This window comes from Stenotrophomonas sp. YJH_SMC_64 (assembly GCF_059371375.1).
In genome coordinates, this window is the sequence record NZ_JCAFUN010000005.1 from 109,206 (window position 1) to 135,578 (window position 26,373).

Annotated in this window: 33 protein-coding genes and 5 tRNA genes; 14 read left to right on the top strand and 24 right to left on the bottom strand. The window is 65.0% G+C overall.

The genetic code is table 11. The features are described from left to right. Positions 1 to 53: 53 nt before the first annotated feature. Positions 54 to 590 (bottom strand): deoxynucleotide monophosphate kinase family protein, encoded by a 537-nt coding sequence (locus AC5P9L_RS06650; protein ID WP_004154581.1) that lies wholly within the window; start codon positions 588 to 590, stop codon positions 54 to 56. Positions 591 to 658: 68 nt separating this feature from the next. On the opposite strand from AC5P9L_RS06650, the gene AC5P9L_RS06655 reads away from it, so the two are divergent. Then, positions 659 to 967 (top strand): hypothetical protein, encoded by a 309-nt coding sequence (locus tag AC5P9L_RS06655; protein WP_032961816.1) that lies wholly within the window; start codon positions 659 to 661, stop codon positions 965 to 967. 25 nt (positions 968 to 992) lie between these two features. Here AC5P9L_RS06655 and AC5P9L_RS06660 read toward each other — a convergent pair whose 3' ends face one another. The 21 genes from AC5P9L_RS06660 to AC5P9L_RS06760 form a co-directional block, all read right to left on the bottom strand. Beyond that, positions 993 to 1,199: a hypothetical protein gene (locus tag AC5P9L_RS06660; protein WP_005412408.1), complete on the bottom strand. Its 207-nt coding sequence runs from the start codon at positions 1,197 to 1,199 to the stop codon at positions 993 to 995. After that, entirely contained in the window at positions 1,187 to 2,020 is an 834-nt protein-coding gene (locus AC5P9L_RS06665; protein WP_004154583.1) for a hypothetical protein, read from the bottom strand. The genes AC5P9L_RS06660 and AC5P9L_RS06665 overlap by 13 nt, the downstream gene beginning before the upstream one ends. Beyond that, positions 2,017 to 2,166 (bottom strand): hypothetical protein, encoded by a 150-nt coding sequence (locus AC5P9L_RS06670; RefSeq protein WP_005412410.1) that lies wholly within the window; start codon positions 2,164 to 2,166, stop codon positions 2,017 to 2,019. The genes AC5P9L_RS06665 and AC5P9L_RS06670 overlap by 4 nt, the downstream gene beginning before the upstream one ends. Continuing rightward, positions 2,163 to 2,474 carry a hypothetical protein gene (locus AC5P9L_RS06675; RefSeq protein WP_043033722.1) on the bottom strand — a complete coding sequence of 104 codons (312 nt, stop codon included), beginning with the start codon at positions 2,472 to 2,474 and terminating at the stop codon, positions 2,163 to 2,165. Before AC5P9L_RS06675 ends, AC5P9L_RS06670 begins: the two co-directional genes overlap by 4 nt. After that, positions 2,471 to 2,719 carry a hypothetical protein gene (locus AC5P9L_RS06680; protein ID WP_005412412.1) on the bottom strand — a complete coding sequence of 83 codons (249 nt, stop codon included), beginning with the start codon at positions 2,717 to 2,719 and terminating at the stop codon, positions 2,471 to 2,473. The genes AC5P9L_RS06675 and AC5P9L_RS06680 overlap by 4 nt, the downstream gene beginning before the upstream one ends. Then, the gene (locus tag AC5P9L_RS06685; protein WP_005412413.1) at positions 2,716 to 2,841 is read right to left on the bottom strand and encodes a hypothetical protein; all 126 of its coding nucleotides are present in this window, start codon (positions 2,839 to 2,841) and stop codon (positions 2,716 to 2,718) included. The genes AC5P9L_RS06680 and AC5P9L_RS06685 overlap by 4 nt, the downstream gene beginning before the upstream one ends. Positions 2,842 to 2,869: 28 nt before the next feature. Then, on the bottom strand, positions 2,870 to 3,235 hold the full coding sequence (locus tag AC5P9L_RS06690) for a hypothetical protein (protein ID WP_005412414.1): 366 nt from the start codon (positions 3,233 to 3,235) through the stop codon (positions 2,870 to 2,872). Continuing rightward, on the bottom strand, positions 3,232 to 3,570 hold the full coding sequence (locus AC5P9L_RS06695) for a hypothetical protein (RefSeq protein WP_050483582.1): 339 nt from the start codon (positions 3,568 to 3,570) through the stop codon (positions 3,232 to 3,234). Before AC5P9L_RS06695 ends, AC5P9L_RS06690 begins: the two co-directional genes overlap by 4 nt. Then, positions 3,552 to 5,426 carry a DNA polymerase gene (locus tag AC5P9L_RS06700; protein ID WP_049417451.1) on the bottom strand — a complete coding sequence of 625 codons (1,875 nt, stop codon included), beginning with the start codon at positions 5,424 to 5,426 and terminating at the stop codon, positions 3,552 to 3,554. The genes AC5P9L_RS06695 and AC5P9L_RS06700 overlap by 19 nt, the downstream gene beginning before the upstream one ends. A 12-nt stretch (positions 5,427 to 5,438) precedes the next feature. Next, positions 5,439 to 6,089 (bottom strand): Gabija anti-defense Gad2 family protein, encoded by a 651-nt coding sequence (locus AC5P9L_RS06705; protein WP_005412416.1) that lies wholly within the window; start codon positions 6,087 to 6,089, stop codon positions 5,439 to 5,441. Between the two features lie 10 nt (positions 6,090 to 6,099). Then, a complete protein-coding gene (locus AC5P9L_RS06710; protein ID WP_005412417.1) occupies positions 6,100 to 6,348 on the bottom strand; it encodes a hypothetical protein in 249 nt (82 codons plus the stop codon). 165 nt (positions 6,349 to 6,513) lie between these two features. Further along, positions 6,514 to 7,980, bottom strand: coding sequence for a toprim domain-containing protein (locus AC5P9L_RS06715; RefSeq protein ID WP_005412418.1), 1,467 nt, complete (start codon positions 7,978 to 7,980; stop codon positions 6,514 to 6,516). A 151-nt stretch (positions 7,981 to 8,131) separates the two neighbouring features. Next, positions 8,132 to 8,311, bottom strand: coding sequence for a hypothetical protein (locus tag AC5P9L_RS06720; protein ID WP_004154591.1), 180 nt, complete (start codon positions 8,309 to 8,311; stop codon positions 8,132 to 8,134). Then, positions 8,308 to 8,694 carry a helix-turn-helix domain-containing protein gene (locus tag AC5P9L_RS06725; protein WP_004154592.1) on the bottom strand — a complete coding sequence of 129 codons (387 nt, stop codon included), beginning with the start codon at positions 8,692 to 8,694 and terminating at the stop codon, positions 8,308 to 8,310. Before AC5P9L_RS06725 ends, AC5P9L_RS06720 begins: the two co-directional genes overlap by 4 nt. Before the next feature lie 11 nt (positions 8,695 to 8,705). Then, a complete protein-coding gene (locus AC5P9L_RS06730) occupies positions 8,706 to 9,068 on the bottom strand; it encodes an N-acetylmuramoyl-L-alanine amidase (protein WP_004154593.1) in 363 nt (120 codons plus the stop codon). Then, positions 9,069 to 9,506 (bottom strand): RusA family crossover junction endodeoxyribonuclease, encoded by a 438-nt coding sequence (locus tag AC5P9L_RS06735; protein WP_157178715.1) that lies wholly within the window; start codon positions 9,504 to 9,506, stop codon positions 9,069 to 9,071. After that, complete coding sequence (locus AC5P9L_RS06740; protein WP_004154595.1) at positions 9,490 to 10,155, bottom strand: hypothetical protein; 666 nt, start codon at positions 10,153 to 10,155, stop codon at positions 9,490 to 9,492. The genes AC5P9L_RS06735 and AC5P9L_RS06740 overlap by 17 nt, the downstream gene beginning before the upstream one ends. Beyond that, on the bottom strand, positions 10,155 to 10,313 hold the full coding sequence (locus tag AC5P9L_RS06745; protein ID WP_154267700.1) for a hypothetical protein: 159 nt from the start codon (positions 10,311 to 10,313) through the stop codon (positions 10,155 to 10,157). Before AC5P9L_RS06745 ends, AC5P9L_RS06740 begins: the two co-directional genes overlap by 1 nt. Further along, entirely contained in the window at positions 10,313 to 10,597 is a 285-nt protein-coding gene (locus AC5P9L_RS06750) for a hypothetical protein (RefSeq protein WP_005412421.1), read from the bottom strand. The genes AC5P9L_RS06745 and AC5P9L_RS06750 overlap by 1 nt, the downstream gene beginning before the upstream one ends. Next, positions 10,590 to 10,733 (bottom strand): hypothetical protein, encoded by a 144-nt coding sequence (locus AC5P9L_RS06755; protein WP_005412422.1) that lies wholly within the window; start codon positions 10,731 to 10,733, stop codon positions 10,590 to 10,592. Before AC5P9L_RS06755 ends, AC5P9L_RS06750 begins: the two co-directional genes overlap by 8 nt. A 44-nt stretch (positions 10,734 to 10,777) precedes the next feature. Beyond that, positions 10,778 to 13,213, bottom strand: a complete 2,436-nt coding sequence (locus AC5P9L_RS06760) for a DNA-directed RNA polymerase (RefSeq protein ID WP_005412423.1) — start codon at positions 13,211 to 13,213, stop codon at positions 10,778 to 10,780. A 563-nt stretch (positions 13,214 to 13,776) separates the two neighbouring features. Between AC5P9L_RS06760 and tig the strand changes: the two genes are divergently transcribed. From tig to AC5P9L_RS06815, 11 genes are all read left to right on the top strand, one after another. Continuing rightward, on the top strand, positions 13,777 to 15,072 hold the full coding sequence (gene tig / locus AC5P9L_RS06765) for a trigger factor (RefSeq protein ID WP_012479267.1): 1,296 nt from the start codon (positions 13,777 to 13,779) through the stop codon (positions 15,070 to 15,072). Positions 15,073 to 15,148: 76 nt separating this feature from the next. Then, a complete protein-coding gene (gene clpP, locus AC5P9L_RS06770) occupies positions 15,149 to 15,775 on the top strand; it encodes an ATP-dependent Clp endopeptidase proteolytic subunit ClpP (RefSeq protein ID WP_004146318.1) in 627 nt (208 codons plus the stop codon). A gap of 126 nt (positions 15,776 to 15,901) precedes the next feature. After that, positions 15,902 to 17,191 carry an ATP-dependent Clp protease ATP-binding subunit ClpX gene (gene clpX, locus AC5P9L_RS06775; RefSeq protein ID WP_004154600.1) on the top strand — a complete coding sequence of 430 codons (1,290 nt, stop codon included), beginning with the start codon at positions 15,902 to 15,904 and terminating at the stop codon, positions 17,189 to 17,191. A gap of 143 nt (positions 17,192 to 17,334) precedes the next feature. Further along, entirely contained in the window at positions 17,335 to 19,782 is a 2,448-nt protein-coding gene (gene lon, locus AC5P9L_RS06780) for an endopeptidase La (protein ID WP_049452184.1), read from the top strand. Positions 19,783 to 19,999: 217 nt separating this feature from the next. Then, a complete protein-coding gene (locus AC5P9L_RS06785; protein WP_005408270.1) occupies positions 20,000 to 20,272 on the top strand; it encodes an HU family DNA-binding protein in 273 nt (90 codons plus the stop codon). 11 nt (positions 20,273 to 20,283) lie between these two features. Continuing rightward, positions 20,284 to 20,358: transfer RNA gene (locus AC5P9L_RS06790), tRNA-Val, on the top strand. Positions 20,359 to 20,383: 25 nt separating this feature from the next. After that, positions 20,384 to 20,460: transfer RNA gene (locus AC5P9L_RS06795), tRNA-Asp, on the top strand. A gap of 84 nt (positions 20,461 to 20,544) precedes the next feature. Further along, positions 20,545 to 20,621, top strand: a tRNA-Asp gene (locus AC5P9L_RS06800). An 85-nt stretch (positions 20,622 to 20,706) separates the two neighbouring features. Next, positions 20,707 to 20,783: transfer RNA gene (locus tag AC5P9L_RS06805), tRNA-Asp, on the top strand. A gap of 106 nt (positions 20,784 to 20,889) precedes the next feature. Further along, a tRNA-Asp gene (locus AC5P9L_RS06810) sits at positions 20,890 to 20,966 on the top strand. 146 nt (positions 20,967 to 21,112) lie between these two features. Then, positions 21,113 to 23,068, top strand: a complete 1,956-nt coding sequence (locus tag AC5P9L_RS06815) for a peptidyl-prolyl cis-trans isomerase (RefSeq protein WP_005408271.1) — start codon at positions 21,113 to 21,115, stop codon at positions 23,066 to 23,068. 212 nt (positions 23,069 to 23,280) lie between these two features. On the opposite strand, the gene AC5P9L_RS06820 is transcribed toward AC5P9L_RS06815, so the two are convergent. After that, on the bottom strand, positions 23,281 to 24,480 hold the full coding sequence (locus AC5P9L_RS06820; protein WP_099485206.1) for a lytic transglycosylase domain-containing protein: 1,200 nt from the start codon (positions 24,478 to 24,480) through the stop codon (positions 23,281 to 23,283). Continuing rightward, a complete protein-coding gene (gene gloB, locus AC5P9L_RS06825) occupies positions 24,477 to 25,241 on the bottom strand; it encodes a hydroxyacylglutathione hydrolase (protein ID WP_005412427.1) in 765 nt (254 codons plus the stop codon). The genes AC5P9L_RS06820 and gloB overlap by 4 nt, the downstream gene beginning before the upstream one ends. Positions 25,242 to 25,252: 11 nt before the next feature. Between gloB and AC5P9L_RS06830 the strand changes: the two genes are divergently transcribed. After that, positions 25,253 to 25,903, top strand: coding sequence for a class I SAM-dependent methyltransferase (locus AC5P9L_RS06830; protein ID WP_262094773.1), 651 nt, complete (start codon positions 25,253 to 25,255; stop codon positions 25,901 to 25,903). A 13-nt stretch (positions 25,904 to 25,916) separates the two neighbouring features. Further along, positions 25,917 to 26,369 carry a ribonuclease HI gene (gene rnhA, locus AC5P9L_RS06835; RefSeq protein ID WP_005408275.1) on the top strand — a complete coding sequence of 151 codons (453 nt, stop codon included), beginning with the start codon at positions 25,917 to 25,919 and terminating at the stop codon, positions 26,367 to 26,369. The last annotated feature ends 4 nt before the right edge of the window (positions 26,370 to 26,373 follow it).

Sequence of the window (26,373 nt, forward strand, 5' to 3'; positions counted from 1 at the left end):
GTTATGAATAGGTGGGGAAACTGTCGTTTCCCCCGATGATGACCACTAAACCCTTAGAGTCGGGCCAGCGATTCCGCGACCATCCGCAGGCGGTGGATCGGGCCGTTGTTGTCGATCACGGTGTCGATCAGGTCGCCGTGGACGCCTGCCTCGGAGGCATGCGCCGAGACCGGGGCCGCGCTGTCGCGGAGCACCTGGACCACCTGGCCGCCCCACTCACGGATGAACTGCGCCTCGTTGTCGAAGCGAACGTCCGACACCACGACGCCAGCAGCGCCGTCGCGGCGGGCCTGACGGATCTTCTGCGCGACCACCTTGACCCACAGGTCGCGGTCGATCATTTCACGGCCCCACTCGGTGCCCACGGTCTGCATCAGGCGGCGCGGGGTCTGCCCGTTGAGCCAGTCGAGCGGCTCCTCCTTGAGCGGGCCGTCCTCCATCGCGGACACCGGCAGGCCGGTGATGTCCGCCACGAAGGCGCGGATCGGGGCCGCGAAGGACAGCTTCACGAAGCCGTGGTCGCTGACCAGGAACTCGGCCAGGGTGTCTTTGCCGCTGCGGGCGCGGCCGGTGATTCCGATGATCTTCATGGGGACTCCAAAAGAGAAACCCGGCCTTAGCCGGGTACAATTCGTGTTCGTTATGGAAGGAGACAGGTATGGCGAGTTCTACGCCGAGTAACACAAACGGAGCGGAAATCTCTGAGCTTGCACAGAAGCTCTATGGCCTACAGGAGGCGATGGATGCGCTCGTGGCATCAGGGCAAGCACAAGGAATTCAGCGAGAGCGCTACGATGCGGCCAAGCAGCTCATCACAGATAAGCTCACTGAGTTCAGCTGCACGTATGAAACGTTGACTACGCCGAAGGCGATCCAGCTTTGGGTTTTCAATAGCCGAGAACCCGTAAGTCGGAATCCGTCAGAGATTGCACACTGGAAGCAGTTCTACGTGGACGAGTTGCGGTAAGCAGGATCAGGTGGCTTGGTTGTCGTCAGGCGAAACACCGGGCGATCAGCCAAGCCGCGCCAGCAACGCCGACAGCGGCCGGCCACAGCTTGACGCTGCCAGCCGAGCGGTACAGGGTGCGTTCGAGGGTGTTGAGGCTGCGCCACCACAGCCAGGCAGCGCCGTAGGCGACGAAGGCGAACAGCACGGCCAGCACGGCGACGATGGTGATGAACAGGATCAGGGTTTCCACAGCTTCACTTCCTTGGTCTTGGGGTTGTAGTCGCCGTAGCGCAGGATTCGCGCGAGGCGTGCTTGGCGGATCGCATCGTGCTTCGACAGCGGCTCGGTGCCGCCGCGGGGGATGCGGGTGGTGTAGGTGGTGACGACGGTGTTCCACAGCGCGCCGAGGTGCTCCTCGACGGACGCATCGCGGTACGCCTCGTGGATGGGCATGAGCAGCTCGTCCGCGCCCTTGTGGCCGATGCCGGGGAAGCCGGGGTAGTTATCCACCTGGTCGCCCGTGAGCACCTGCTTCATCCAGAACAGGTCAGCGTCGTGAGCCGAGATCGGCCGGACGCCCACGTCGGGACGGTTGGGGTTGTAGAGACGGATGCCGGGGATCGTCTGCATGTCCTTGTCGATGGACACGACGATGCGGCTGCCTGGCGCGCGCTTCGGATTCGGGTGCGAGGCCAGCAGCCCCAGCACGTCGTCACCTTCCAGGTTCTCGATCTCCACGATCTTGTCGCCGAACTCGTCGTAGACGAACTCGTCGAGCACGTACCACAGGGCAGGCTTGTCCTTGCTGGCACGGTTGAGCTTGTAGGTTGGGTCGATGTCCTTGCGGAAGTTGTGCTTCTTGCAGGACAGGGCCAGCAGGTAATCACGCGCGCCGAACTTCTCGACGATCTCGTCGATGTAGTCCTCCAGCTTCGCCTTCGCGCGCTCGGGCTGGATCGCTTCGACCTTGTTGCCGTCGCCGTTCCAGTCGATGTTCGCGGTGTTCGAGAACGCGAGCTGGTAGCGCAGCACATCGGCGTCGATCAGTAGCAGGGGGCCGCGCTTGTTCATGCGTCCACCCACTGCCATCCCAGGAACGCCAGCGCGAACCAGCGGTGCAGCCAGTTCGGACGCTCCCGGACCTGCACGAAGAAGTTGCCGCCAATGACCCAGGAACCGGCCGCCTGCGGTGGCCGATAGGTGACGTAGGAAGTCATGGCCGCTTCTCCGGGTGGCGCTCATACCACGCCTGTAGCTCGGCGGCGTAGCGCTTCATTCCGGCCTGGTACTCCGGGCCGTCGCCGAGCGGGTACTCGTGCTCGTCGCACACGAAGTCGGTGGTCGGGATGGTGTACGGAATCTGCGTGCAGGAGTTCCCCGTACACATCGACTGCCACATGATGATGTAGGAGTTCTCGCTGTGCCCTTTCAGGCACGAGCCATAGTCCGCACTCGGCGGCCAGGGCTTCATATCGCACGCAGCGAGGCCAGCACACAGCGCCAGGATCAGGAGAGCGCGCTTCATACCATGCTCTCGTGTACGGCGACCCAGCACTTCTCGCTAACGCGGCGGATGAAGTAGGTCGCGGTGCTCCACTCCACGGGGCGCAGCATGCGCTCGGTGCAGCACGGGCACTTGGCGTTGTAGGCATGAACCTCGGGCTGGTGTTCGAGCACAGCCACGCGGTAGGTGGTACACGGATCGATCACGCGGACATCGCCGTCAGCGGGGCCGCCAATGAAATGCACGCGAAGCCGGTTCTCGTTCATCGGTTCGATTCCTTGAGGACTTCCAGGGCGCTCGCCTTGTCGGCGTTGCAACGCTGGAGGCCGTCCTCGGCGTTGCCGCCGAAGCGGTAGAGGTCGTAGGTGGTGGTGGTCGGGTCAGCCATCACGGCGTCGAGTGAGGAGTGCGTGCCCTCAATGACGGTCGGCTGGAGGAACTGCTCCGGCACGACTTTCGAGGTGTGCGCGGCGCAGCTCGTCAGGAATGCGGCGAGACAGGTAATCGCCAGTTTCCGGGTCAGCATTTGCTGCAATCTCCACAGAGCGGTTGGTGGTGGCGCGGGCGTTCCGCAGCGCTGCATCGAAGGCAGAGCGGCGCACGGCTTCGCGGTTGAGGGTCTCGACGGTCTGCTTGAGGTCGGCCAGTTCCTTTGCCGACTCCTCCAGCTCCGTCACGCGCTGGGCCATTGCGGTGTACTTCCAGGCTGCGAAGCCGCCTGCCGCGAGCGCGGCAACGACCAGCAGCGCCGCGAGGGCGCGCAGGATGTTGGTTGGGTTCATCGGTTCTCTTGGACGTAACAGGCGACTCGCAGAAGCTCCGAGGGAGTCGCGTCGGACTTGATCTGATTCGCGCGTGCGGAGATCACGCGCACGTTGCCCCGGACGTAGCCGAGGTCAGGTTCGATGCGGTCGAGCGTGGGTGAGTTGGGGCCTTGGGCCTTGCGCCCGACAGCGCGGTACAGCGGGATGCCCAGTGCCGGGCAGAAGTCGGGGACCACGATGTCGTCCGACGTGAGGTCGAACGGCAGTCCCTTCCTAGCTGCCCGGCGTTTCGCTTGGCGCACCAGGGCGAGTGCAATGTCCCGCTTGCCGCGGGTCAGTGCGTCTCGGCCCAATTCCTTCCGATCTTGAACTCGCCATCGAGCGGACAGCGGAAGCCGAAGTAATCGCCAGCCTTGCGGATGGCAGCCTGGGCGGTCTTGCCCACGAACTCGGCCTTGTCCTCGTCCACTTCGATTTGCCACTCGTCATGGACGTTGGCGAGGAACTCGTAGTGGACGCCCGGCACCAACCCTGCGGCTTGCAGGTCGGCGTCGAGGATCACCAGGGCTTTCTTCATCACCAGCGCACCGGCCGACTGGAGCAGGGTATTGAGCGCGGCGTGGTCGCTGCGGATGTGCAGCTTCCGGCCGTCGAGACCGATCAGGTATCCCTTCTCGGCCGCGCGCTTCTTGACCCCGCGTACCAGCTTCTCCAGCGCAGGCAGCCCGGCCAGGAACTTCGAGCGGAGCTTCGCCCCGGCCTGGCGACCCTTGCCAACGATGGAGCCGAGCTTCGCGTCGCCTGCCCCATAGAGGAAGGCGTAGATGAAGGTCTTGGCGTTGTCGCGGGTTGGCAGTCCTGCCGCCGATTGGTTGACGGAGTGGATGTCGCCTTCGAGGATGACCTTGGCGTACTCGCCGCCGTCGTGCTTTGCCATGAAGTGCGCCAGGCAGCGCAGCTCCAATCCCGAGGCGTCCGCGCCGACCTGGAGCTTCCCTGTTGGGACGCAGAACAACGAGCGGCACTCGAATCCGTAGCCGCCTTCCTGGCCCTTGAGGATTCCCTTCTCCTTCGAGTGCTGGACCTTCGGCACCTGAGCGATGTTCGGCTTCGAGTGCGTCATGCGGCCGGTCACCGCTGCGTTCTGATTCACGCTGCCGTGGATGCGGCCGTCCTTCTTGATGGCCTTGAGCCACGCCTCGTCGCCTTCGGCGAGCTGGCCGAGGCGCTTGTTGACGATGAAGTGCTCCAGCAGGAGCGGGATGATCGGGAACTTGAGCGCGCCCAGGACTTCTTCGTCGATCTTCGGCTGGCCCTTCTCGGTGAACTCCTGGGGCTGCCAGCCGTACATTGCAGTCAAGCGGTCAGCAATGTGCTGGCGGCTTGCCGGGTTGAACACCACGTCCTTGTAGGTCGTGACCTCCACGCCCTTGACGTAACCGCGGCGCTTGTCGTCGCGCTTCGGTACGAACTTGCGCTTCACCACCTTCCACGGCGGAATGACCTTGCGCAGCTCGGCCTCCAGCGCAGTGCGCCGGGACACGAGGATGCACTCCAGCTCACGCGCCTTCTCCTGATCGAACAGGTAGCCGTAGCGCTGCTGACGCGAGAGGATCGGCGCGACGGCCTGCTCCAGCTCGATGGCCTCGGTAGGGAGGCCCTTGCTCATCAGCAACGCGAACAGCGCTTGCGTGACCGCAACGTCCTGGTCGCAGTAGTCGTCCATTTCCTGAGACCACTGTGCCCAGGGATCGAGGCCGCGTGCGGCCATCTGCGCCGCGTAGTCGCCTTTCCAGCGACCGAGGCGGTAGCCCCACGCTTCGAGGGCGTGGCGGCCGATCAGCTTGCCCGGCAACACCGGGTTCGCTCCCTGCTTCTTGCGGGCCTTGAAGTCGCGGTCCTTGAGGTCCGGGTAGACCAGCGTGGACATCAGCAACGTGTCGAAGTACGCCTGGACCTTGAAGTCCGGGAACACCTTGGCGATAGCCGGAATGTCGAATCCGGCGATGTTGTGGCCGACAACGCGCTTGGCCTTCTTGAGCCTCTCGACGGCCTGACGGACTGTCATTTCGCCCGTGCCGTGATCGTTGGCGGACAGGATGGGACCGCGCGGTGCGCCGGTCTCATCTACCTCTTGGAGGGAAATGCAGTGGATCGTGTCAAGTTCGTCGAGGAGGCCATTGGTCTCGCAGTCGAATACGAGGATCAACGGCGGTCCTCCTTACGGGTAGCCGTGGTTGGTTACGGGGATTGCGCGGACGCGGCGGCGGGCGCGGAGGATGTACTCCGGCTCGGGGGCCTTCGGCGGCGTGTGGACGCCCTGCGGCGCGTGGCCGGGGAAGTCGTCGTCCTCGAACAGTTCGTCCTGCTCGGGCTGGTCGGGATGCAGCGTGTAGCCGTAATCCTCGACGTAGTGCGTGATGCGGCGGATGGTGCGCTCGGTGCCGTTGTTGTTCAGCACGAACAGCAGCTTCTCCGATGCGTCGGCAACCGCGCCTTCGAGGGATACGACCACCACCTCGTCGGTGCTGGGTTCGTAGATGGCGACGTGGGCGCAGCACCGCAGATCGAACCGGGCGCAGTGCTCGTGCGGCGTACCGAACTCGAAGCCGATCAGGCTCACGAGGTGACCCTCGGGCGAGCGGAAGTTGCGGATGCCGTTCGGAGCGGCCTCGCTGGTCCAGTCGTTACGGCCGCTCAGGTACGCGGCCACGTAGGTGTAGCTCGCCAGTGACACGAAGAAGCAGTCGATGTCCTTGATTTCGGTCCCGTCGTAGAACGCGCGCAGGCTTCCGCCACCCAGGATCACCAGGTGGCGGACTTCGGCCGGCAACACGTCGAACAGGGACCGAGCGTGTTGCTCGGCAGTCATGGTTGGTCCCTTAGCGGATCAGGTTGGTGAAGCGCTCGGCGACGCGCAGGGCGCGCTCGGCTTCTTCCTCGTGCTCGTCGGCCTGCGAGTGCAGGACATCGGCCTTGTCGCGCAGCGTCGATGCGGTGGCGATGCGGTCGGCGCTGATCTTGAACAGCTTGTCCACCTGGCCCTCCAGCACCTTCACCACGTCGGTCACGGTGTCCTTGCGGAACGGAGCGGTCAGCAGGTCGATTGCGATGGCGACGATCTCTTTCATTGGGGTAGTTCCTCGGCTTTGATGTGGATGACCACGCGCCGCCCAGGCTTGCCGTACATGACACGGCAGGCTTGGTCGGAGCGCGGGAGTTGGTAGGGGAGAACGAGGCTCTCAGCGAAGGAGAGCGGCGCATCAGCTGGGATGAAGCCGACGACCGAGCGGCCGTCAGTAGTCGGAGGTGGATACATCGGATGACTCGTCGGCGAAGTCGCCGTATTCGCCCGGAGCATCTGCATTGAGCAGGCGGCCGGATGCGTGGTCGTAGCTGTAGTAGAGAACCTGGCCGTTCGACTGGCCGGTGAAGCGATCCTTTAGGACGCGGAAGGTCGTGCAGTTGCGCTCGGCCTCGTTCTCGGCCTGCGTGTTGCGCTCCAGGCCGAACGCGAAGTGCGTCCAGAAGCCAATCGCGCGGCTGCCCTTGAAGTGGCGGAGCATCACGCGCCCGCCTTCCTCGTGTGGCTTGCCTTCCGGCGTGGCGAGGTGCGAGACCAGGTAGATGCAGATGAGGTGGCGCTGCGCGAACTGCGCGATCTTCGCCATCGTGTCCTCCAGCATCTTCCGCTCGTCCTCGGCACCGGCCGCAAACGACGTGAGGTTGTCGAGGACGATGTGCTTGACGCCCTCGGCGACGACCATGTGGGCCATCTTGGCTTCGATCACGTCCCACTCGGACGAGCCGAAGTGGTCGTAGATGAACACCTGGCCCTTGTCGAGAATCTCGAACGCGGCTTCCAGCTCCTCCTGCGTCCAGCTCCCATCGGGGACGTGGAAGCGGCGGCCAGCAACCTTGCCTGCCATGCGCTTCGCCGTCTCGACCGGCTGCTGCTCCAGGAAGAACAGGCCAACGCGGTCGCCGGTTTCCTGCGCGATGAAGGCTGCTTCCTCCATCAGCCAGTCGGTCTTGCCGATGCCGGTGCCCGCGCCGAAGGTGTAGACCTCGCCGTACCGCTTGCCGTAGGTCAGCGCGGTGAGGCGCGGGTCGTGCCAAGGCATGCCCATCGAGACCGGCTTGAGTGCCTTCTCCTTGAGGGAGCCGAACGTCACCACTCCATCGGGGCGCTTGGTCTGCGCTTCGTAGATGGCGCGGGTGATCGCCTCGGCATCGCCACGCTGGAGCAGCTCGTTCGGGTCTTTCGCCGGGAGCTGTGCGATCTTGGCCTTGCCGGGAGTCAGCAGCAGCGCCACTTCCTGCGCGGCGGCTTGGCCCGGTTCGTCCATGTCGAACATGAGCACAACCTCGTCGAAGCCGTTGACCCACTCCAGCTCGCGCTTGATGGACTTGGCCGCGCCTTGCGCTCCGTTCGGAACGGACACCACCGGCCAGCGGAGGCCGAGTGCCTGCGCCACGGAGAGCGCGTCGATCTCGCCTTCGGTGATGACGAGGCGTCGCCCCGGTTCGTAGAGGTGCTGGCCGAACAGCCCGCACGCCTTCGAGTCGCCGATGAATGAGAACTTCTTGTCGGGGTAGCGGAGCTTCTGCGCGACGATGCCGCCATCGCGCTTGTAGTTGGCGATCTGCACGGTCTTGCCGTGCTTGTCCTTGCCGATCCAGTAGCCGTACTTACGGCATGCTTCCTCAGTGATACCGCGCTTCGCCAGGGCTTGCGGTTCACCCTTCGCAAAGTCGCTCATGGTTTTCCTGCTGGTGGGTTGAGAGACCTCCTCGCCTTCGGCTGGCTCGTAGTGACCGCAGCCGAAGCAGTAGCCGTGCCCGTCGCTGTAGCGCGCAAGGTTGTCCTTGCTGCCGCAGTTCGGGCACGGCTCTTTGTGGAGGTATTCGGAGTCAGCGCTTTGCACGCTCCACGGACCACATGCGCTTGCGGTAGGAAATGCCGAGGCGACGATTCAGCGCACCCTTGACGGTGCGGCCCAGGCCGCGGAACGGCTTGTCGGCGCGCGCCCATGCGCGCTCGAAAGCCAGGCGCATCGCGGACGGAATGACGGTGGTAGCGGTGTTGGTCATGCGTTCTTCTCCAGCAGGAACTTGGTGAATGCGGCGACTTCTTCGGTCGCATCGTTGGCGTCGAGGCCCAGCTCGTCGGTGCAGTAGTTGCGATACAGCTGGAGCAGCGCATCGACGCGGTACTGCTTCGGAGCGCGGCGCGCTTCCAGGAGCGGAGCCTTGCTGCGGCGCTGACGGCGCGACAGGCGATAGCGCGTGTACCGCTGCCCCGAGGCGTCCTCGCAGGTCTGCGTTTCGATCTCGAAGCCAGCAGCGCGCAGCTCATCGACGCGCGAGGCGAGGCGGCGGATGCGGTAGACGCCTTCGGCCTGCCACGAGGTCAGGTGCGAGTGGCGACGCAGGTGATCCAGGACGACCTGGGTTTGCGGGGGCAGCGGTTTCACGTTGGGTTCTCCTATCGAGGGAAGTCAGGTGCCCACACGACGGGCTTGCCGTAGGCGGCGAGCAGGCGTCGCAGCGCGGCGTGTTGGGCTTCGGTGAAGTTGTCCTCGGGCTGCATGGCGTCGTTGACGCCGCCCAGGAGGCAGACTTGGTATGCGGATTGGTTGTGCTTACCGGCGAGAGCGCCGGGCTGATTCAGCGGGCGACCGTCGTAGATCGAGCCGTCACGTTCGATGACGAAGTGGACGGCGATCTTCGAGTAGCCCTGCGAGCGGTGCAGGCGTGCGAGTTCTTCGCCGGTCGTGACCTGCTCGGGGCGGGTCATGCTGGCGAGGACGAACAGCGCCTCTACCGATTCCAGAGGTTTGAGGCGCACTTAGAGTTTGTAGAGGTGGACTTCGGTGCGTGGTTCTTCGTCCGGCTGCGCCCAGCGCTTACCGGAGAGCAGCCACATGACTTGCTTGTCGTCGGCCCAATAGCCGGTGGCTTTGGTCACAACGTCCATCGGCCCCTTGGCGAGGTTGTCCACGTCGCCCTTGGGAAACGCGGCCTTCGAGGTCTTGGCGCGTTTGCATACCGCGATGATGACCACTAAAACCGGATCGGTCGGCGACAGGTCCAGATCACCGGCTGGCAGATGCTTCTCTGCGGCTTCCTTCCAGGTCTTGTAGGTCTTGCCGTAGTAGACGCCCCAGCGCGAAACCTTCGGGCGCGAGGCGGGCACCGGGTCAAACGGGAACGTGAGGGAGGCCAAATGCTTGGCCCCCCTCGCGGTGTTCACGATGACCGACAGCGGATCAGTAGTCGCCGTCATCGCCCTCGTCGTCGGAGTCGCTGTCGTCGTCCGAGTCGTCATCGCTGTCGCTGAACGGCGCGCTGTCGGCGGCCTCGTAGCCGTCCTCCTCGCCGAAGCCGTAGTCCTTGGCGTTGCGCTGGCCGAACTCGACCAGCTCGATCACCTGGACGGCGACCATGTAGCAGGTCAGGTAGAACTTCTTGGCCGATTCGACGAACGAGCCGCCGATCTCGTAGGAGACCTTGAGTTCGCTGCCGCCGCCGATCTGCGGCGGGTTGTCGATCTTCTTGCCGCGGGCGTCGAAGATGTCCGGGCGCATGGTGAACTTCTTGCCGGTGCGCTTGCTGACGCCGCTGGCCTTCATCTTGAACTTCACCAGCACGCGGCCGGTGTCATCGCCGTTCTCGTCGGTTTCTTCGGTGAACACCGGGGCCACTTCGGCACCCTTCTTCTTCTTCGGGTTCTCGCTCAGGAACTCCTGGAACAGCTCGTCGCGCCGGGTTTCCAGCTTCTTCGCCAGCGCCTTGAAGTCCTTGTCGTTCGGGTCGAACGCCAGGCTCACGGTGTATTCGCCTTCCGGCTTGAACTTGGTGTCCGGTTCGTTCAGGCGCGGCCACACGGCGGTGCCCTTGGGGGAGACGAATCGTTCGCGCTTCTTGGTTGCCATCAGTTGTCGGTCTCGTAGTTGGTCGGGAGATAGATGCCCGCGCGCCACAGGTCAGCGGCGGCGGTCAACGGGGTGTCGGCGGAAATGCCGAAGGCTTCGTCGATGTCGAAGCCGATGAGCGCCTCGTCGATGAAGGCGTCGGTGATCGGGTCACGCATCACGGGTAGTGCGGTTTCAGCTCGCGCTCCGCGTAGCGGCGCACGGCGTTGAGGGTGTTGACCTGCCGGTAGCGGCAGTCCTGCTCCATGCGCGAGACGACCCGCAGCACTTCCATCGGATCGAGGCCGAGCACTTCGCAGAAGTTCTTGAAGGCGCACGCCAAGCCGATCACCTGATCGGCCGGGTGGCCGAGGGACTGCACGCTGTCGATCACTACGAAAGCGCCGCGTGCGGCGCTCTCGGCAGAACGTGAGTGCAGTCCGTCGATGACGCGATCACGCACCTGCGTGCAGCTCCGTCATGCGGTGCTTGAACTCCTCGACCGTGCCGTGTTCGGCCGGGTTGTAGATGCCGAGGACCACACCGAAGTGGTCCTGGGCAACGTAGGTGTTCAGTGCGTGCTGGTAGTTGATGCTCATGTTGATGTTCTCGCTTGGGGTATCAATTGCCAAAGGGGGATGGACTAGGCAAAGAAATAGCGCGACTCCAGCACCAGGCTGAGGTCCAGGTCGCCATGCGGCGGGAGGGGTGGGAGTTTCTCTGCCGCTTCTGGCGGGAGCTGCTCGACGAGTTGCTGTCGGAAGTCGGCCAGTACGTCGCCGCTGTATTGATCGACGAACGCCTGCCGGAGTGCGGCGGCGAGGATTGCTGCCTGGCCCGCGTGCGTACCGTAGGAGTCGTGGATCATGGCGAACGACTCGATGCCGTTCTCTGCCGCGAGGCAGGTGGTCAGCATCATGTGGCTGGCGTCGCAGGAGTGGACGAAGTTCGGACTGATCCCGAGGGTCTGCCTGCGACGGTCGAGCTTAGTACCGCCGATGTTGACCACTAAATTCACCTCGCGGCCTCCGACGTGCGGCCGGATGCGGACGCCTTCCTCCTCGCGGTACTCCTGGAGGACCGGGAAGCCAGCGGGGGTCGTCCAGCTCACCGGCAGGTCGGCCGACGAGGCGACCTTGGAGGCGTCACGCAGCCAGTCCATCGCCGCGCGGGCTGCGATCACGACCTCGCCGATGCACTCCCACAGCAGGGTCGCCAGGTACTCGGCGGTCTCCCAATCGTCCTCCATGCCCAGCTTCTTGAACTTGGAGAGCACCTGGGCGCGCATGCCCGACTTCGTGACGCCGTAGGGCAGCGTCATCACCGGCTGCTTCACGATGTCGCGGGTGAGCTGGCCGTCCAGCTTGATCGCCAGCGGGTCGCCGCTCTCGGCACGGGCGCGCAGCTTCTCCTGGGCCACGTCTTTCACGCGCGAATAGATGTCGGCGGGCTTCGGCTGCGGGATCAGGTTGGTGGCTGCACCGCCCACGGAGTCGCGGAGCATGGCCGAGAAGTTCTGGAGGCCGTTACAGGAGCCGTCGAGCGCGATGGGCAGATGGGAGACGTGATCGCGGCCGTTGAGGCTGTAGCCGAGCCACTCGAAGCACGCTGCCAGCGCGCAGAACGGGCTGTCGGCGTCCATCCAGAAGCGTTGGCCGTCCAGCGGATCGAGGGCGCTGTCGAGAATCTGCTCCTCGTGCTCGCGCACCCAGGCCACGCGCTCCTCGAACGACACCTTGTCCACGCCGAAGCAGTTGGCGACGTGGATGGCGAGCCAGTAGGCACCGTCCTCGCCGAGCGGCACGCCTTGGGCGAACGTCAGCAGGCCCTTGGCCGCATCATCACCCTGCGGGGTCAGCGTCGGGGGCAGGGGGTAGCACCGGCCGCGGAAGTCGAGGTTGTGAGGGAAGTAGATCGCGGGGTACTCGGCGAACTTCTCCGCCAAGGCGATCTTCTGCGCGGCGGCGAGGCGGGTGGACACGCTGCGCGCGTTGGCCTCGTAGACCTTGGCGCGGTCGCGCTTCCATTCCTTGAACTCGTCGGCGTGGTGCTCCTTGAAGTAGTCCGGGTCGGTCTCCAGCAGGGCAGGGCGGCTCGGCAGGTCCATCAGTTCACGCTCCGGCAGCCCGGCGACACCGCCGCCTGCGTTCCACAGCTCGCGCATGACCTCTAGGACGGGCACGTTCACCTTCCAGGCGGTTGCCTGGATGGCGTTGAGGGCCTGGTAGACGTTGGGCATATCGACCAGCGCCAGCTCGCGCTTGTAGGCGCGGTTGCGGGTACGCACGAGGTCAGCCCGGCCGCCGATGTCGGTCAGGTAGCCGCCGTCGCGGGGCGTGGTCCACGGACGGGGCGGGACGACCATCGGCATCAGCACCGGCTGGTACAGGGCGGCGCTGTCGTGGGCCTTGGTCAGCCAGTCGAGCACCTTCTGATTCCCGGCGATGAGCAGGTGGCGCTTGCCGCGCTCGGCGACGGTGACCAGCTCGACCAGCCCGGTCGCCTCGACGAACAGCTCGATGAGCTTCATGCCCACCAGCAGCGCGTCCTTGTCGGACAGGTAGAGGCGCTTGTCGTCCTCGGGGGCGAACTCGGCGTCGGCGATGACGTGCCGCATGACGGCGGTGGAGTGCCGGGCCGAGGTGGACTTCTTGAGCTGCTCCTGGACGACCCGGTACAGGCCGGGGTGCTTCTCGCGGAGCAGGGAGAAGTTGATCTCGTTGGCGACCTCGTGGCCCAGGGTGATCGCCACGGACACCGCCTTGCGGTGATCGGCGACCAGCGCGTTGACGCAGGTGAAGCTGGTCAGATAGGCGAGGGCGTGGGGGTTCAGGTGGCGGATGAATTTGAGGGCGGCGTGGCGCTTGCCCGGCTTGCCGGTGTCGGCTTCGGCCACGAACGCCATGATCGCGGCGGCGGTGGCGTCGATGCTCTCCATGACCAGCTTGCGGCCGGGGCCGGTCTCGGCCTCCTGGCGCTGCTCCCTGATCTTCTCGTAGCGGGCAATGCCCAGGCTGGTGCTTTCCTTCTCCAGTTCGAGCTGGGCGGCGTGCAGGTCGTTCTCTTGCCAAGTCGTCATCGTTTGCCCTCGGGGGATGCAAAAGTCAAAACGGGAGGACCGCACCGGGGGCTGCCCGGTACGGTCCTGAGTGGTTCGGTTGTTGGTCCTGGGTGGACCTATGTGGAACTGTAGTAGTCCTCGGTGGTGAACAGCAATGAGTAGTTCTGAATGGTTGTCCTAGGAGGAGGTCCGCCGAAGATGACCACTTTATTCGGCGTCACCTGGTGTCACCTGTCGCGGCACCCGGCGTCACCTATATGTCACCCGAAGCGTCACCTGATAGACTGGAACGCTGTAAGTAGTTGAGTGGTCAGCACTAATCGGCAGGGGCTTCGGGATTTAGGTTCCAGTGCCGCAAGGCGTGGGGGTTCGAGTCCCCCCTTTCGCACCAGTGCCGGCCTGTCCCCCGCCCTGATCGGGCCCCGCTGCCCCCCTTGACCGGCACGCGCTGGCAGTGCAGGCCGAATTGGGCGAAACTAAAGGGCTGCGGCAAGCAGGCGCGTCCCAGACGTCGTGTCCTTACAACCGTTTCATCCCAATCATCGAGCCGGGGGCGTGGGCCACCGGTGGCAGGAGTCAACATGCAAGCTTCGATCGAATCCACCGGCAACCTGGAACGCCGCCTGAGCTTCTCGCTGCCGGAAGACCGTCTGCAGAGCCACATCGTCGGCCGCCTGGGCGAAATCGCCCGTACCACCCGCATCAAGGGTTTCCGTCCGGGCAAGGTGCCGGCCAAGGTGATCGAGCAGCGCTTCGGCGCGCAGGTCCGTGGCGAGGCGCTGGACGGCCTGCTGCGCGAAACCTTCGACGCGGCCGTGCGCGAGCACGATCTGCGCATCGTCGGCAGCCCGCGCATCGACAAGGGCGACGAGGGTGAATTCTCCTTCGTGGCCACCGTGGAAGTGGTGCCGGACTTCGGCGACATCGACGTCAGCAAGCTGACTGTCGTGCGCCACACCGCCGAGATCACCGACGCCGACATCGACCAGATGATCGAGAACCTGCAGAACCAGCGTCGTACCTGGGCCCCGGTCAGCCGTGGCGCGCAGGACGGTGACCTGGTCGCGGTGGAAACCTGGTCGCAGGCCGGTGAAGAGCGCCTGCCGGCCGAAGGCACCGAGAAGGGTTCGATCGTGCTCGGCCAGGGCATGATGTTCGAGACCATTGAAAAGGGCCTGGTCGGCCTGGCCAAGGGCGAAGAGAAGACCCTGGACGTCGAGTTCCCGGCTGACTGGCGCGTGCCGGTGCTGGCCGGCAAGACCGTGCAGGTCACCGTCAAGGTCGCCGAAGTGTCCGAGCCGGTCGTGCCGGCGGTCGACGAAGCCTTCATCAAGAGCTTTGGCGTGAAGGGTGGCGATGTGGAGCAGTTCCGCAGCGACATCCGCGCCAACCTGGAGCGCGAGCTGAAGGGCGCCCTGATGAACCGCCTGCGCCGCGAAGTGGGCGAGCAGCTGATCGCCGCCTATTCGTCGGTGGAAATGCCGCCGCGCCTGGTCGAGAACGAAGCCCGCGCCATGCTGGCCCAGCAGGTCGAGCAGATCCGCCGCAACGGCCAGAGCGTCGGCGAGATCCCGGCCGATGCCCACGAAGGCTTCAAGGAAGCGGCCGCCAAGCGCGTGCTGGTCGGCCTGCTGGTCGGTGAAGTGGCCCGCATCAACGACCTGCGCCTGGAAGCCAAGCGCCTGAACGAAACGATGCGTCTGATCGCTTCGACCTACGAAGAGCCGGAGCAGGTCATTGAGATGTACCGCAACGACCCCCAGCTGATGTCTGGCCTGCAGAACCGTGTGATGGAAGAGCAGGTGATCGACTGGATCGCCGAGCGTGCCCAGCACACCGAAGAGAAGCTGTCGTTCCAGGACGCGATCCGCCAGTAAGCCCGGGCGGATCACCGGATGCCCCGCGCCTTTGCCGGCGCGGGGTTGTTGCCCCCCAAGATAGGTACCTCACGTAATGGACAACCGAACCAAAGCCCTGAACCTGGTTCCGATGGTGGTCGAGCAGACCAGCCGCGGCGAGCGTGCCTACGACATCTATTCGCGCCTGTTGAAGGAGCGCCTGATCTTCCTCGTGGGCCCGATCGACGATCACATGGCCAACGTGGTGGTGGCGCAGTTGCTGTTCCTGGAATCGGAAAACCCGGAAAAGGACATCAACATCTACATCAACTCGCCGGGTGGCGTGGTCACCGCCGGCATGGCGATCTACGACACCATGCAGTACATCAAGCCGAATGTGAGCACTACCTGCATCGGCCAGGCTGCCTCGATGGGTGCCCTGCTGCTGGCCGCGGGCGAAGCCGGCAAGCGCTATGCGCTGCCGAACTCGCGCGTGATGATCCACCAGCCGCTGGGTGGCTACCAGGGCCAGGCCACCGACATCGACATCCACGCGCGTGAGATCCTGACCCTGCGTTCGCGCCTGAACGAGGTGCTGGCCAAGCACACCGGCCAGTCGCTGGAGACGATCGCCCGGGACACCGAGCGCGACAACTTCAAGAGCGCCTTCGAGGCGCAGGCCTACGGTCTGGTCGACCAGGTCCTGGAGCGTCGTCCGGATGAGTCGATCCAGGCCGGTTGACCGGCCTTCACGGGGCCATGGAGGCCTCGTTCCTGCAGGGTCGGGCGGGACTGGTGTCCCCTCGGCCCTGTGCTATTCTCGAATCGAACCCCCGTTCAGCGGGTGGGGTAACTGGGTAAGCGAAGCATGAGCGAAGACCGCCAAGGTCGTTCCACGGACACCGGCAAGATCCTCTACTGCTCTTTCTGCGGCAAGAGCCAGCATGAAGTGCGAAAGCTGATTGCGGGTCCGAGCGTGTTCATCTGTGATGAATGCGTGGAGCTGTGCAACGACATCATCCGCGAGGAGCTTGAGGAAAAGGCGCAGTCGGCGCGCAGTTCGCTGCCGAAGCCGCGCGAGATCCTCGAGGTGCTCGACCAGTACGTGATCGGCCAGAACCGCGCCAAGCGCACCCTGGCCGTGGCCGTGTACAACCACTACAAGCGCATCGAGAGCCGGCAGAAGAACGACGACGTCGAACTGGCGAAGTCGAACATCCTGCTGGTCGGCCCGACCGGTTCGGGCAAGACCCTGCTGGCCGAGACCCTGGCCCGCCTGCTCAACGTGCCGTTCACCATGGCCGACGCCACCACGCTGACCGAAGCCGGTTACGTGGGCGAGGACGTGGAGAACATCATCCAGAAGCTGCTGCAGAAGTGCGACTACGACGTCGAGAAGGCGCAGCAGGGCATCGTCTACATCGATGAAATCGACAAGATCTCGCGCAAGAGCGAGAACCCGTCGATCACCCGCGATGTGTCCGGCGAAGGCGTGCAGCAGGCCCTGCTGAAGCTGATCGAAGGCACCGTGGCAAGCGTTCCGCCGCAGGGCGGCCGCAAGCACCCGCAGCAGGAATTCCTGCAGGTGGACACCAAGAACATCCTGTTCATCTGCGGCGGCGCGTTCGCCGGGCTGGACAAGGTGATCCAGGCCCGTTCCACCGACGTCGGCAGCATCGGCTTCGGCGCCAAGGTGAAGAGCAGCGAGCGCAAGCAGGAAGTGGGCAAGGTGCTGGCCGAAGTCGAGCCGGAAGACCTGATCAAGTTCGGCCTGATTCCCGAGTTCGTCGGCCGCCTGCCGGTGGTGGCGACCCTGGAGGAGCTGGACGAGCCGGCCCTGATCAAGATCCTGACCGAGCCGAAGAACGCCATCACCAAGCAGTTCAAGAAGCTGTTCGAGATGGAGAACGTCGAGCTGGAGTTCCGCCCGGACGCGTTGTCGGCCATTGCCCGCAAGGCGCTCAAGCGCAAGACCGGTGCCCGCGGCCTGCGCACCATCGTCGAATCGGTCCTGCTGGACACCATGTACGACCTGCCGTCGCAGGAAAACGTCAGCAAGGTGGTGGTGGACGAGTCGGTGATCGAGCACAAGTCAGAGCCGTACCTGATCTACCAGACCCCGGCGGCCCCTGAACAGAAGGCCGCAGGCGCCGAGTGATTCTTCCAGGTTGTTGATTGGAAAGGATTTTCAAGGAATGCCTTGCATCTGAAAGCCGATGGCCCCATAACGGGGCCATCGGCTTTTTTTGTCTCCGGAAGATGCCCTCCCGGAGGCGGTTTTCCCCCTTCCCTGGAGCCCCCATGGCCCGTTCCCCAAGTGAAACCCTCGACCTGCCGGTCCTGCCGCTGCGCGACGTAGTGGTGTTCCCGCACATGGTCATCCCGCTGTTCGTCGGCCGTGACAAGTCCATGCACGCGCTCGAACAGGCAATGGAGGCGGACAAGCGCATCCTGCTGCTGGCGCAGAAGTCGGCCGAAACCGATGACCCGCATGCGGCCGACCTCTACCAGGTCGGTACGCTGGCGCAGGTGCTGCAGCTGCTGAAGCTGCCCGACGGCACCATCAAGGTGCTGGTCGAAGGACTGTCGCGCGTGCAGGTCACCCACGTCGACGAGCGCAACGGCTCGCTGCACGGCCAGGCGGTGGAGATCGACGCCACTGACGAGCGCGAAGCGCGCGAGGTCGAGGCGATCGCACGCTCGCTGATGTCGTTGTTCGAGCAGTACGTCAAGACCAACCGCAAGCTGCCGCCGGAACTGCTGCAGACGCTGTCGGGCATCGATGAGCCGGCGCGCCTGGCCGACACCATCGCCGCGCACATCAGCGTGCGCCTGGCCGACAAGCAGCGCCTGCTGGAAACACTGGCCGTGGGCGACCGCCTGGAGATGCTGGTCGGCCTGGTCGACGGCGAGATCGATGTGCAGCAGATGGAGAAGCGCATCCGCGGCCGTGTGAAGTCGCAGATGGAGAAGAGCCAGCGCGAGTACTACCTCAACGAACAGATGAAGGCCATCCAGAAGGAACTGGGTGACCTGGACGACGCACCGGGCGAGCTGGAAGAGCTGGCCCGCAAGATCGCCGAAGCCGGCATGCCGAAGGCCGTTGAAGCCAAGGCGCGCAACGAACTGAACAAGCTCAAGCAGATGTCGCCGATGTCGGCCGAAGCGGCCGTCGTGCGCAACTACCTGGAGTGGTTGCTGGGCGTGCCGTGGAAGAAGCGCAGCAAGGTGCGCAAGGACCTGAAGGCCGCGCAGGACACCCTGGACGCCGATCACTACGGCCTGGAGAAGGTCAAGGAACGCATCCTTGAATACCTGGCGGTGCAGTCGCGCGTGAAGCAGATGAAGGGCCCGATCCTGTGCCTGGTCGGGCCGCCGGGCGTGGGCAAGACCTCGCTGGGCCAGTCCATCGCCAAGGCCACCAACCGCAAGTTCGTGCGCATGTCGCTGGGCGGCGTGCGCGACGAGGCCGAGATCCGTGGCCACCGTCGTACCTATGTCGGTTCGATGCCGGGCCGCATCGTGCAGAACCTCAACAAGGTCGGCAGCAAGAACCCGCTGTTCGTGCTCGACGAGATCGACAAGATGTCGATGGACTTCCGTGGCGATCCGTCTTCGGCGCTGCTGGAAGTGCTCGACCCGGAGCAGAACAACGCGTTCAACGACCATTACCTGGAAGTGGACCTGGACCTGTCCGAAGTGATGTTCGTGGCCACCTCGAACTCGCTCAACATTCCCGGCCCGCTGCTGGACCGCATGGAAGTGATCCGCATCCCCGGCTACACCGAGGATGAGAAGCTCAACATCGCCACCCGCTACCTGGTGCCCAAGCAGGTCAAGGCCAACGGCCTGCAGCCGGAAGAGCTGGAGATCGGCAGCGATGCCATCCAGGACATCGTGCGCTACTACACGCGCGAATCGGGCGTGCGCAACCTGGAACGCGAGATCGCCAAGATCTGCCGCAAGGTGGTGAAGGAGATCGCGCTGGCCGGCCCGCAGCCGGTGAAGGCGAAGAAGGGCGCGAAGAAGAAGGCGCTGGTGAGCGTGTCCAGCAAGAACCTGGACAAGTACCTGGGCGTGCGTCGCTTCGACTTCGGCCGTGCCGAGGAAGAGAACGAGATCGGCCTGGTCACCGGCCTGGCCTGGACCGAGGTGGGCGGCGATCTGCTGCAGATCGAATCGACGCTGGTGCCGGGCAAGGGCCAGCTGATCCTGACCGGCCAGCTCGGCAACGTGATGAAGGAATCGGCTTCAGCGGCGCTGTCGGTGGTGCGTTCGCGCGCGGTCGGCTTCGGTATCGACAGCGACTTCCTGCAGAAGCACGACGTGCACCTGCACGTGCCCGATGGCGCCACCCCGAAGGACGGCCCGAGCGCCGGTGCGGCAATGGTCACCTCGCTGGTGTCGATGCTGACCAGGGTGCCGGTGCGTGCCGATGTGGCGATGACCGGCGAGATCACCCTGCGTGGTCGCGTCACCGCCATCGGTGGCCTGAAGGAAAAGCTGCTGGCGGCACTGCGTGGCGGCATCCGCACGGTCATCATCCCGGAAGAGAACCGCAAGGACCTGGCCGACATTCCGGCCAACGTCACCCGCGATCTGAAGATCGTCCCGGTGAAGTACATCGAAGAGGTCCTGGACCTGGCGCTGGAGCGTCCGTTGGCACCGAAGAAGGCGCGCAAGAGTGCGCAGCGTGTCACGGTGCGCAGCAAGGCCAAACCGAGTGGAAGCGCGCGCGTCAAGCATTGACGCGCGCTGTCCAATGGCCCGAAACCCGCGTCATTGCTGGCTTTCCAGCTTGCGTGGGGGTAGGGCCACTGGTATAAAAGCAGCACTCGCGAATGAGTGATCGCTGTCAGCGATGACTGAATCGGCGAACCGTTTCCACATGGTGGCCGCATGCAGAAGGCATGCGGTTGCTTCCCTGTCGAATAAGCGGAACCCACCGCCAAAGGAGTTGTAGAGAATGAACAAGACCGAATTGATCGATGCCGTTGCTGAAGCTGCCGACCTGACCAAGGCCGAGTCCAGCCGCGCTGTCGATGCCGTCGTTGCTGCCATCACCAAGGCGCTGAAGGACGGCGATGCGGTCACCCTGGTTGGCTTCGGTACCTTCCAGGTCCGCGACCGTGCTGCACGCACCGGCCGCAACCCGAAGACCGGCGACACCATCAAGATCGCTGCTTCGAAGAATCCGTCGTTCAAGGCTGGCAAGGCCCTGAAGGATGCTGTAAACTAAGCGGCTCGCTGGGGTGCTTAGCTCAGCGGTAGAGCGTCTCCTTTACACGGAGAGGGTCGGGGGTTCGAAACCCTCAGCACCCACCACAGCACCGCGGTAAAGTTTGAGTGTGGAGCGGTAGTTCAGCTGGTTAGAATGCTGGCCTGTCACGCCGGAGGTCGCGGGTTCGAGTCCCGTCCGCTCCGCCATTCAACGAGGCCTCCGGCCAAAAGCTGGAGGCTTTGTTTTCTTCCCGGTCCAGGCCGGCTGGAAAGCAAAAAAAGCAACAATGCGGAGCGGTAGTTCAGCTGGTTAGAATGCTGGCCTGTCACGCCGGAGGTCGCGGGTTCGAGTCCCGTCCGCTCCGCCACTACATCGAGGCCCCCGGCCTGAAGCCGGGGGCCTTGTCTTCTCCCCGGAAGGTTCGGGAAGAAGGCGAAAGGTTTTGCAAGAACGGAGCGGTAGTTCAGCTGGTTAGAATGCTGGCCTGTCACGCCGGAGGTCGCGGGTTCGAGTCCCGTCCGCTCCGCCATTGCAGAATTCTTAAGTCCCTGTGAAAAAACTTTGAAAAAAGTGTTCATCGGGCTGGGTTTCCAGGGAGTCTTCGGATATACTGGGCACCTGCAAAGTTTCAGCGCGGAGCGGTAGTTCAGCTGGTTAGAATGCTGGCCTGTCACGCCGGAGGTCGCGGGTTCGAGTCCCGTCCGCTCCGCCAACTCTAAAAGCCCTCGGCGCAAGCCGGGGGCTTTTTCTTTGTGCCGTCGGAAGCGGTGCGCAGGCCACGCCGGTGCTGCTTTTGGTCCCTGCGACGAAGCGGGTTACACTGCCGGGCTCGCCAATCAGGCCTTGTGATTCCTCACCATGCTGCAGAAACTCCGCGACAAGACCTCAGGCTGGATCGTCACCGTGATCCTGGGGCTGCTGATGATTCCGTTCCTGTTCGTGATCGACAACAGCTACCTCGGTGGCGTTGGCGCACAGAACGTGGCCAAGGTTTCCGCGCCGCCGACCTGGTGGCGTTCGGCACCGTCGTGGTGGCCGGTGCGCATGCTGTGGCAGCACCATGAGATCAGCGCGCAGGATTTCCGCACCCGCTTCGAGCAGGAGCGCATGCGTGAGCGCCAGCAGCAGGGCGAGAATTTCGACCCGCGCGCGTTTGAAAGCACTGAAAACAAGCTGGCCGTGCTCGATCAGCTGATCGACGAACAGGTCGTGCGCCTGGTCGGCGAGCAGGCCGGTGTCGTGATCGGCGATGGCGCGGTGCGCGAGTACATCGCCACCATCCCGGCCTTCCTCGATTCGAACGGCAAGTTCAACGAGAACAACTACCGCCTGGCGCTTGCCGGTGGCAATCCGCCGCGCACGCCGACCCAGTTCCAGGAACTGGTGCGTGAGAGCCTGCAGCAGTCGGTGATTCCGTCGGGCCTGCAGAACTCGGGCTTCGTTACCCAGTCCGAGACCGAGCGCCTGCTGAAGCTGCTGGGCGAGACCCGCGATGTCGAGCTGGCCGCGCTGCCGGAAGTGCCGGCCGATACCGCGCCGGTGACCGACGCGCAGATCAAGCAGTGGTACGACAGCCATGGCAAGGACTTCCGCCAGGCCGAGAGCGTTTCGCTCGAGTACGTCGAGATCAATGGTGCGAACCTGCCGGCACCGACCGCCGCCGACGAAGCCACCCTGCGCAAGCGCTATGAAGACGAGAAGGCGAAGTTCACCACGCCGGAGCAGCGCCAGGCCTCGCATATCCTGATCACCGGCGACGGTGCCGAAGCCAAGGCGAACAAGATTGCCGCCGAAGCCAAGGCCGCCGGCGCCGACTTCGCTGCACTGGCCAAGGCCAACTCGGAAGACCCGGGTTCGAAGGGCCAGGGTGGTGACCTGGGTTGGGTCGAACGCGGCGCGATGGTCAAGCCGTTCGAAGATGCGCTGTTCGCTGCCAAGGCCGGTGACGTGATTGGTCCGGTCAAGACCGAGTTCGGCTATCACATCATCAAGGTTGCTGCGGTCCGTGGCGGCCAGGGCAAGTCCTTCGAGGAAGTGCGTGACACGCTGGCTGCCGAGCAGCTGAAGGCCGACGGCGAGCGCGGCTTCAACGAACTGGCCGGCCGTCTGGTCGACGCCATCAACAAGAGCCCGAGCGATCTGGCTGCCGCGGCCAAGGAAGTGAACCTGCCGCTGCAGACGCTGGGCCCGATCACCCGTGCCACCGCCAGTGGCATCGCCGCTGACCCGGGCGTGCTGCGTGCGGCCTTCTCCGACGTGCTGGTGCAGGACGGGACCGCCAGCGACCCGATCGCGCTGGGCGGCGCGACCAACCACAGTGTGGTCATCCGCGTGGCCGCGCACACCCCGGAACAGGCCATGCCGCTGGACAAGGCGCGCGAGCAGGTGATCGCCGCGATCCGTGCCGACCGTCAGCGCCAGGCCAGCGACAAGGCGGCCGATGCCGTGCTGGCCAAGCTGAAGGCGGGCGCCACCCTGCAGTCGCTGGCGGCCAGCGAGAAGCTGCAGCTGAGCCCGATGCCCGGCCTGCCGCGCAGCCAGCCGGTGCCGACCCCGGAAATCAACCGCGCGATCTTCAGCGCGCCGGTGCCGGCCGATGGCAAGCCGAGCTACGGCAAGGTCGATGTCAACGGCCATGCGCTGCTGTTCGCGGTGAACAAGGTGAACCCGGGCGACGTGAAGGAAGTGACCGCCGAGCAGCAGAAGCAGCTGAAGGACCAGCTGAGCCAGATCGATGGCATGGCTGCGGCCAAGGCCTATGTCGAGGCGATGCGCAAGAAGTTCGTGATCCAGACCACCGAAGCGAACCTGTAAGCCTCGCGGCGGGCAGGATCGAAGAAGGCCCGGCAATGCCGGGCCTTTTTTTGTCTTCGCGTCGTTTGTGGCGCGCTTGGCCTCTGGTAGTGGTCGAGCTTGCTCGACCGCCGTTTGTAAAGTCGAGCCGTGCTCGACTGCATCCGCTGGGCGCAGGCATGAAAAAGCCGAGCATGGGCTCGGCTCTATACGGGAGGCGCTTGGCCTGTGCGTCAATCCTCGACGCGCAGCACCGCGCCAGGCTTCAGCACGCTGCTGCCGCTCAGGCCGTTCAGCGACAGCAGGGCCTTCACCGGCATGCCGTAGCGGCGGGCGATGGTCCAGGCCGACTCGCCATCACGCACGGTGTGGCGGCGGCTGCGCGGACGGTCGGCGATCGCGGCGACGGTTCTGGTGACCTGCGGCGTCGGTACAGCGGCCGCCACCGGTGCGGTGGTGGCGACCAGCGCGGTCGCTGCCTCCGCTACCGTCGCATTTGCGGCCGAGACCGGCGCCAGCACGCGGGTGGTACCCGAGGGACGGCCACCGGAGGCCAGGGCCGGGTTGAGGCGGGCGATCCTGGCAGGGTCCAGGGCGCGCTGTGTGGCCCACTGCTGCACGCTGGTGCCCGCAGGCAGGGTGTGGTCCTTCAGCACCGGCACGGTGCGGTCCAGCGAGGCCATCACGCCAGGCTGGTCTTCCACGTCTTCCAGCACGCAGGCCAGGGCATGCAGCTTCTCGACGTAGGCATGGGTGACCGGCGACAGGCCGGGCAGCGCTGAAGGCTTGGCGTTCTGCGCGTTCATGCCAGCCTTGCGCATGGACTGCAGCACGCGGTACTCGCCGGCGTTGTAGGCCATCGTGGCCAGGCGCCAGTCGCCGCCGAACATGCCGTGCAGGGTCTTCAGGTAGCGCACTGCGGCCTGGGTCGAATCGACCGCCGACAGGCGGCCGTCATAGCCGTTGGTCATCGGCACGCGATGGTTGCGCGCGGTGGTGGCGATGAACTGCCACAGGCCGGTCGGGCCGCTGCCATTGCGGGCATTGGGCCGGTAGCCGCTTTCCACGAAGGGAATCAGCGCGAACTCGGTGGGCAGGTCGGCCTTGCGCAGCTCTTCGACCACGTAGCCGAACAGGACCAGCGCATCGTCATCCTGGTTGGCCAGGCGCGAGGGGGCGTGGGCGAACTGCTTCTGCCAGCGCGGGCTGGTGGCCTCGGCGTCGCAGCTGGGTTCGGCCAGTCCGTCGCGGAAGCTGGTGAAGATCTCCTGGCCGTTGCGCACCGAAGCGGCGGGCAGCGCAGCCGGATCCAGCGGCAGGGCCGCAGCGGCGGTCAGGTTCTGGCTGATGCCGGCGCCCAGCGACTGTGCGCCCGCGGTTCCGGCCAGCCCCAGGGCAAGGCCCAGGGCCAGCGGCAGACTTCGGCGCATCATGCGCGGAAGCCGTCTTTCCAGTGCCGGAGACCGGCCATCACGTCGACGTCGTCAACGACGTCACGGCCCAGGTGTGCCGAGACCGACGCACGGATCGGCGCCGCGTGCACACGCAGGAAGGGATTGCAGTCGAATTCGTTGGCCAGGGTTACCGGCAGGGTGGAACGGTCATCGCGGCGCATGGCCAAAGCCTCCTCTTGGCGCTGCCACAGGGCAGCGTTGGCGGGGTCGACATGCCGCGCGAAGACGGCATTTGACACGGTGTACTCGTGGGCGCAACAAAGCAGCAGTTGCGCGGGCAAGGTACCCAGCTTGCGCATCGACGCCAGCAGCTGGGACGGCGTACCTTCGAACAGACGTCCACAGCCCAGGCTGAACAACGAATCTCCGCTGAAAAGATGTTCAGCAGTGTGAAACGCGATGTGGCTGCGGGTATGCCCGGGCACGGATAGTACGTGGAACGTCCGGCCCAGTGCCTGAACGCGTTCACCTTCGCCGACGCGTTCGGTGGCCGTGGGGATGCGCTCTTCGACCGGCGCGATGACCCGTACACCGGGAAAACGAGCCTGCAGTGCGGGCACGCCACCGATGTGGTCGTCGTGGTGGTGGGTGAGCAGGATCGTGTCCACGCGCAGGCCCTGATCGGCCAACGCGAGCACCGGCGCGGCGTCACCCGGGTCGACGACCACGGCAGTGCCATCGTCGGCGATCAGCGTCCAGATGTAGTTATCCGCAAATGCGGGCAGGGCAGTCAGTCGCATAGAATTGGACCATGCCCGCGCTGCAGAGCACCCGTCAAGCGAGCCAGACCCCGTGGTTCGACAGTGAGCCGGCGGCGGCGCTGCGCGTTCTGGAACGGCAGTTGCTGCTTCCGCAGCTGTCGGCGCTGCCCGCGCAGCCCTGGCTGTGGATCGCGCCGAGTGCGGCCTGGCTGGAGGATGCGCAGCTGGGTGGGCGCGGCCTGCGCCTGTACCGGCAGGGGGCGGGGCGGGGCTATGACGGCGATACCCGCTGCGGGCTGCCCTTGCCCCTGGCCAACGAGAGCGTCAATGCGATCGTGCTGCAGCATGTCACCACCGGCGATGCCGACCTGCTGCTCGACGAGTGCGAGCGCGTATTGATGCCGGGCGGCCATCTGTGGCTGAGCAGCCTCAATCCGTTCAGCCCCTACCGCACGCACTGGCGGCAGCATGGGCTGGTGGTGCGTACGCCGCAGCGGATCCGCCTGCTGCTCGGCCGCCATGGCCTGGAGTGCGACGATATGCGCTACCTCGGCCCGCTCTGGCGCGGTGCCGGCAGCCGTCGCCCGGGGGGCTGGGCGCCATTGCGCGCGGCCTGCCTGTTCCATGCGGAGAAACGCACGCTGGCCCTGCCCGGGCCGAAACCGCTGCCGGTGCGCTGGCACGGCACCGTTGCTACCTGATTCTGGAGCTGTATTGAAAACCATCGAAATCCACACCGACGGATCCTGCCTCGGCAATCCCGGCCCCGGCGGCTGGGCTGCGTTGCTGCGCTACAAGGGCCACGAGCGCGAGCTCAGTGGCGGTGAAGCGCACACCACCAACAACCGGATGGAGCTGATGGCGGCCATTTCCGGGCTGGAGACGCTGACCGAGCCGTGCAACATCGTGCTCTACACCGACTCGCAGTACGTGCGGCAGGGCCTGACCCAGTGGATGCCCGGCTGGATCCGCAAGAACTGGAAGACCGCTGGCGGTGATCCGGTGAAGAACCGCGAGCTGTGGGAGCGCCTGCACGCGGCCACGCTGCGGCACCAGATCGACTGGCGCTGGGTGAAGGGCCACTCCGGCGACCCGGACAACGAGCGGGTGGATACCCTGGCCCGCAACGCGGCGATCCAGATCCGCGACGCCAGCCCGGTAAACTGAGCCC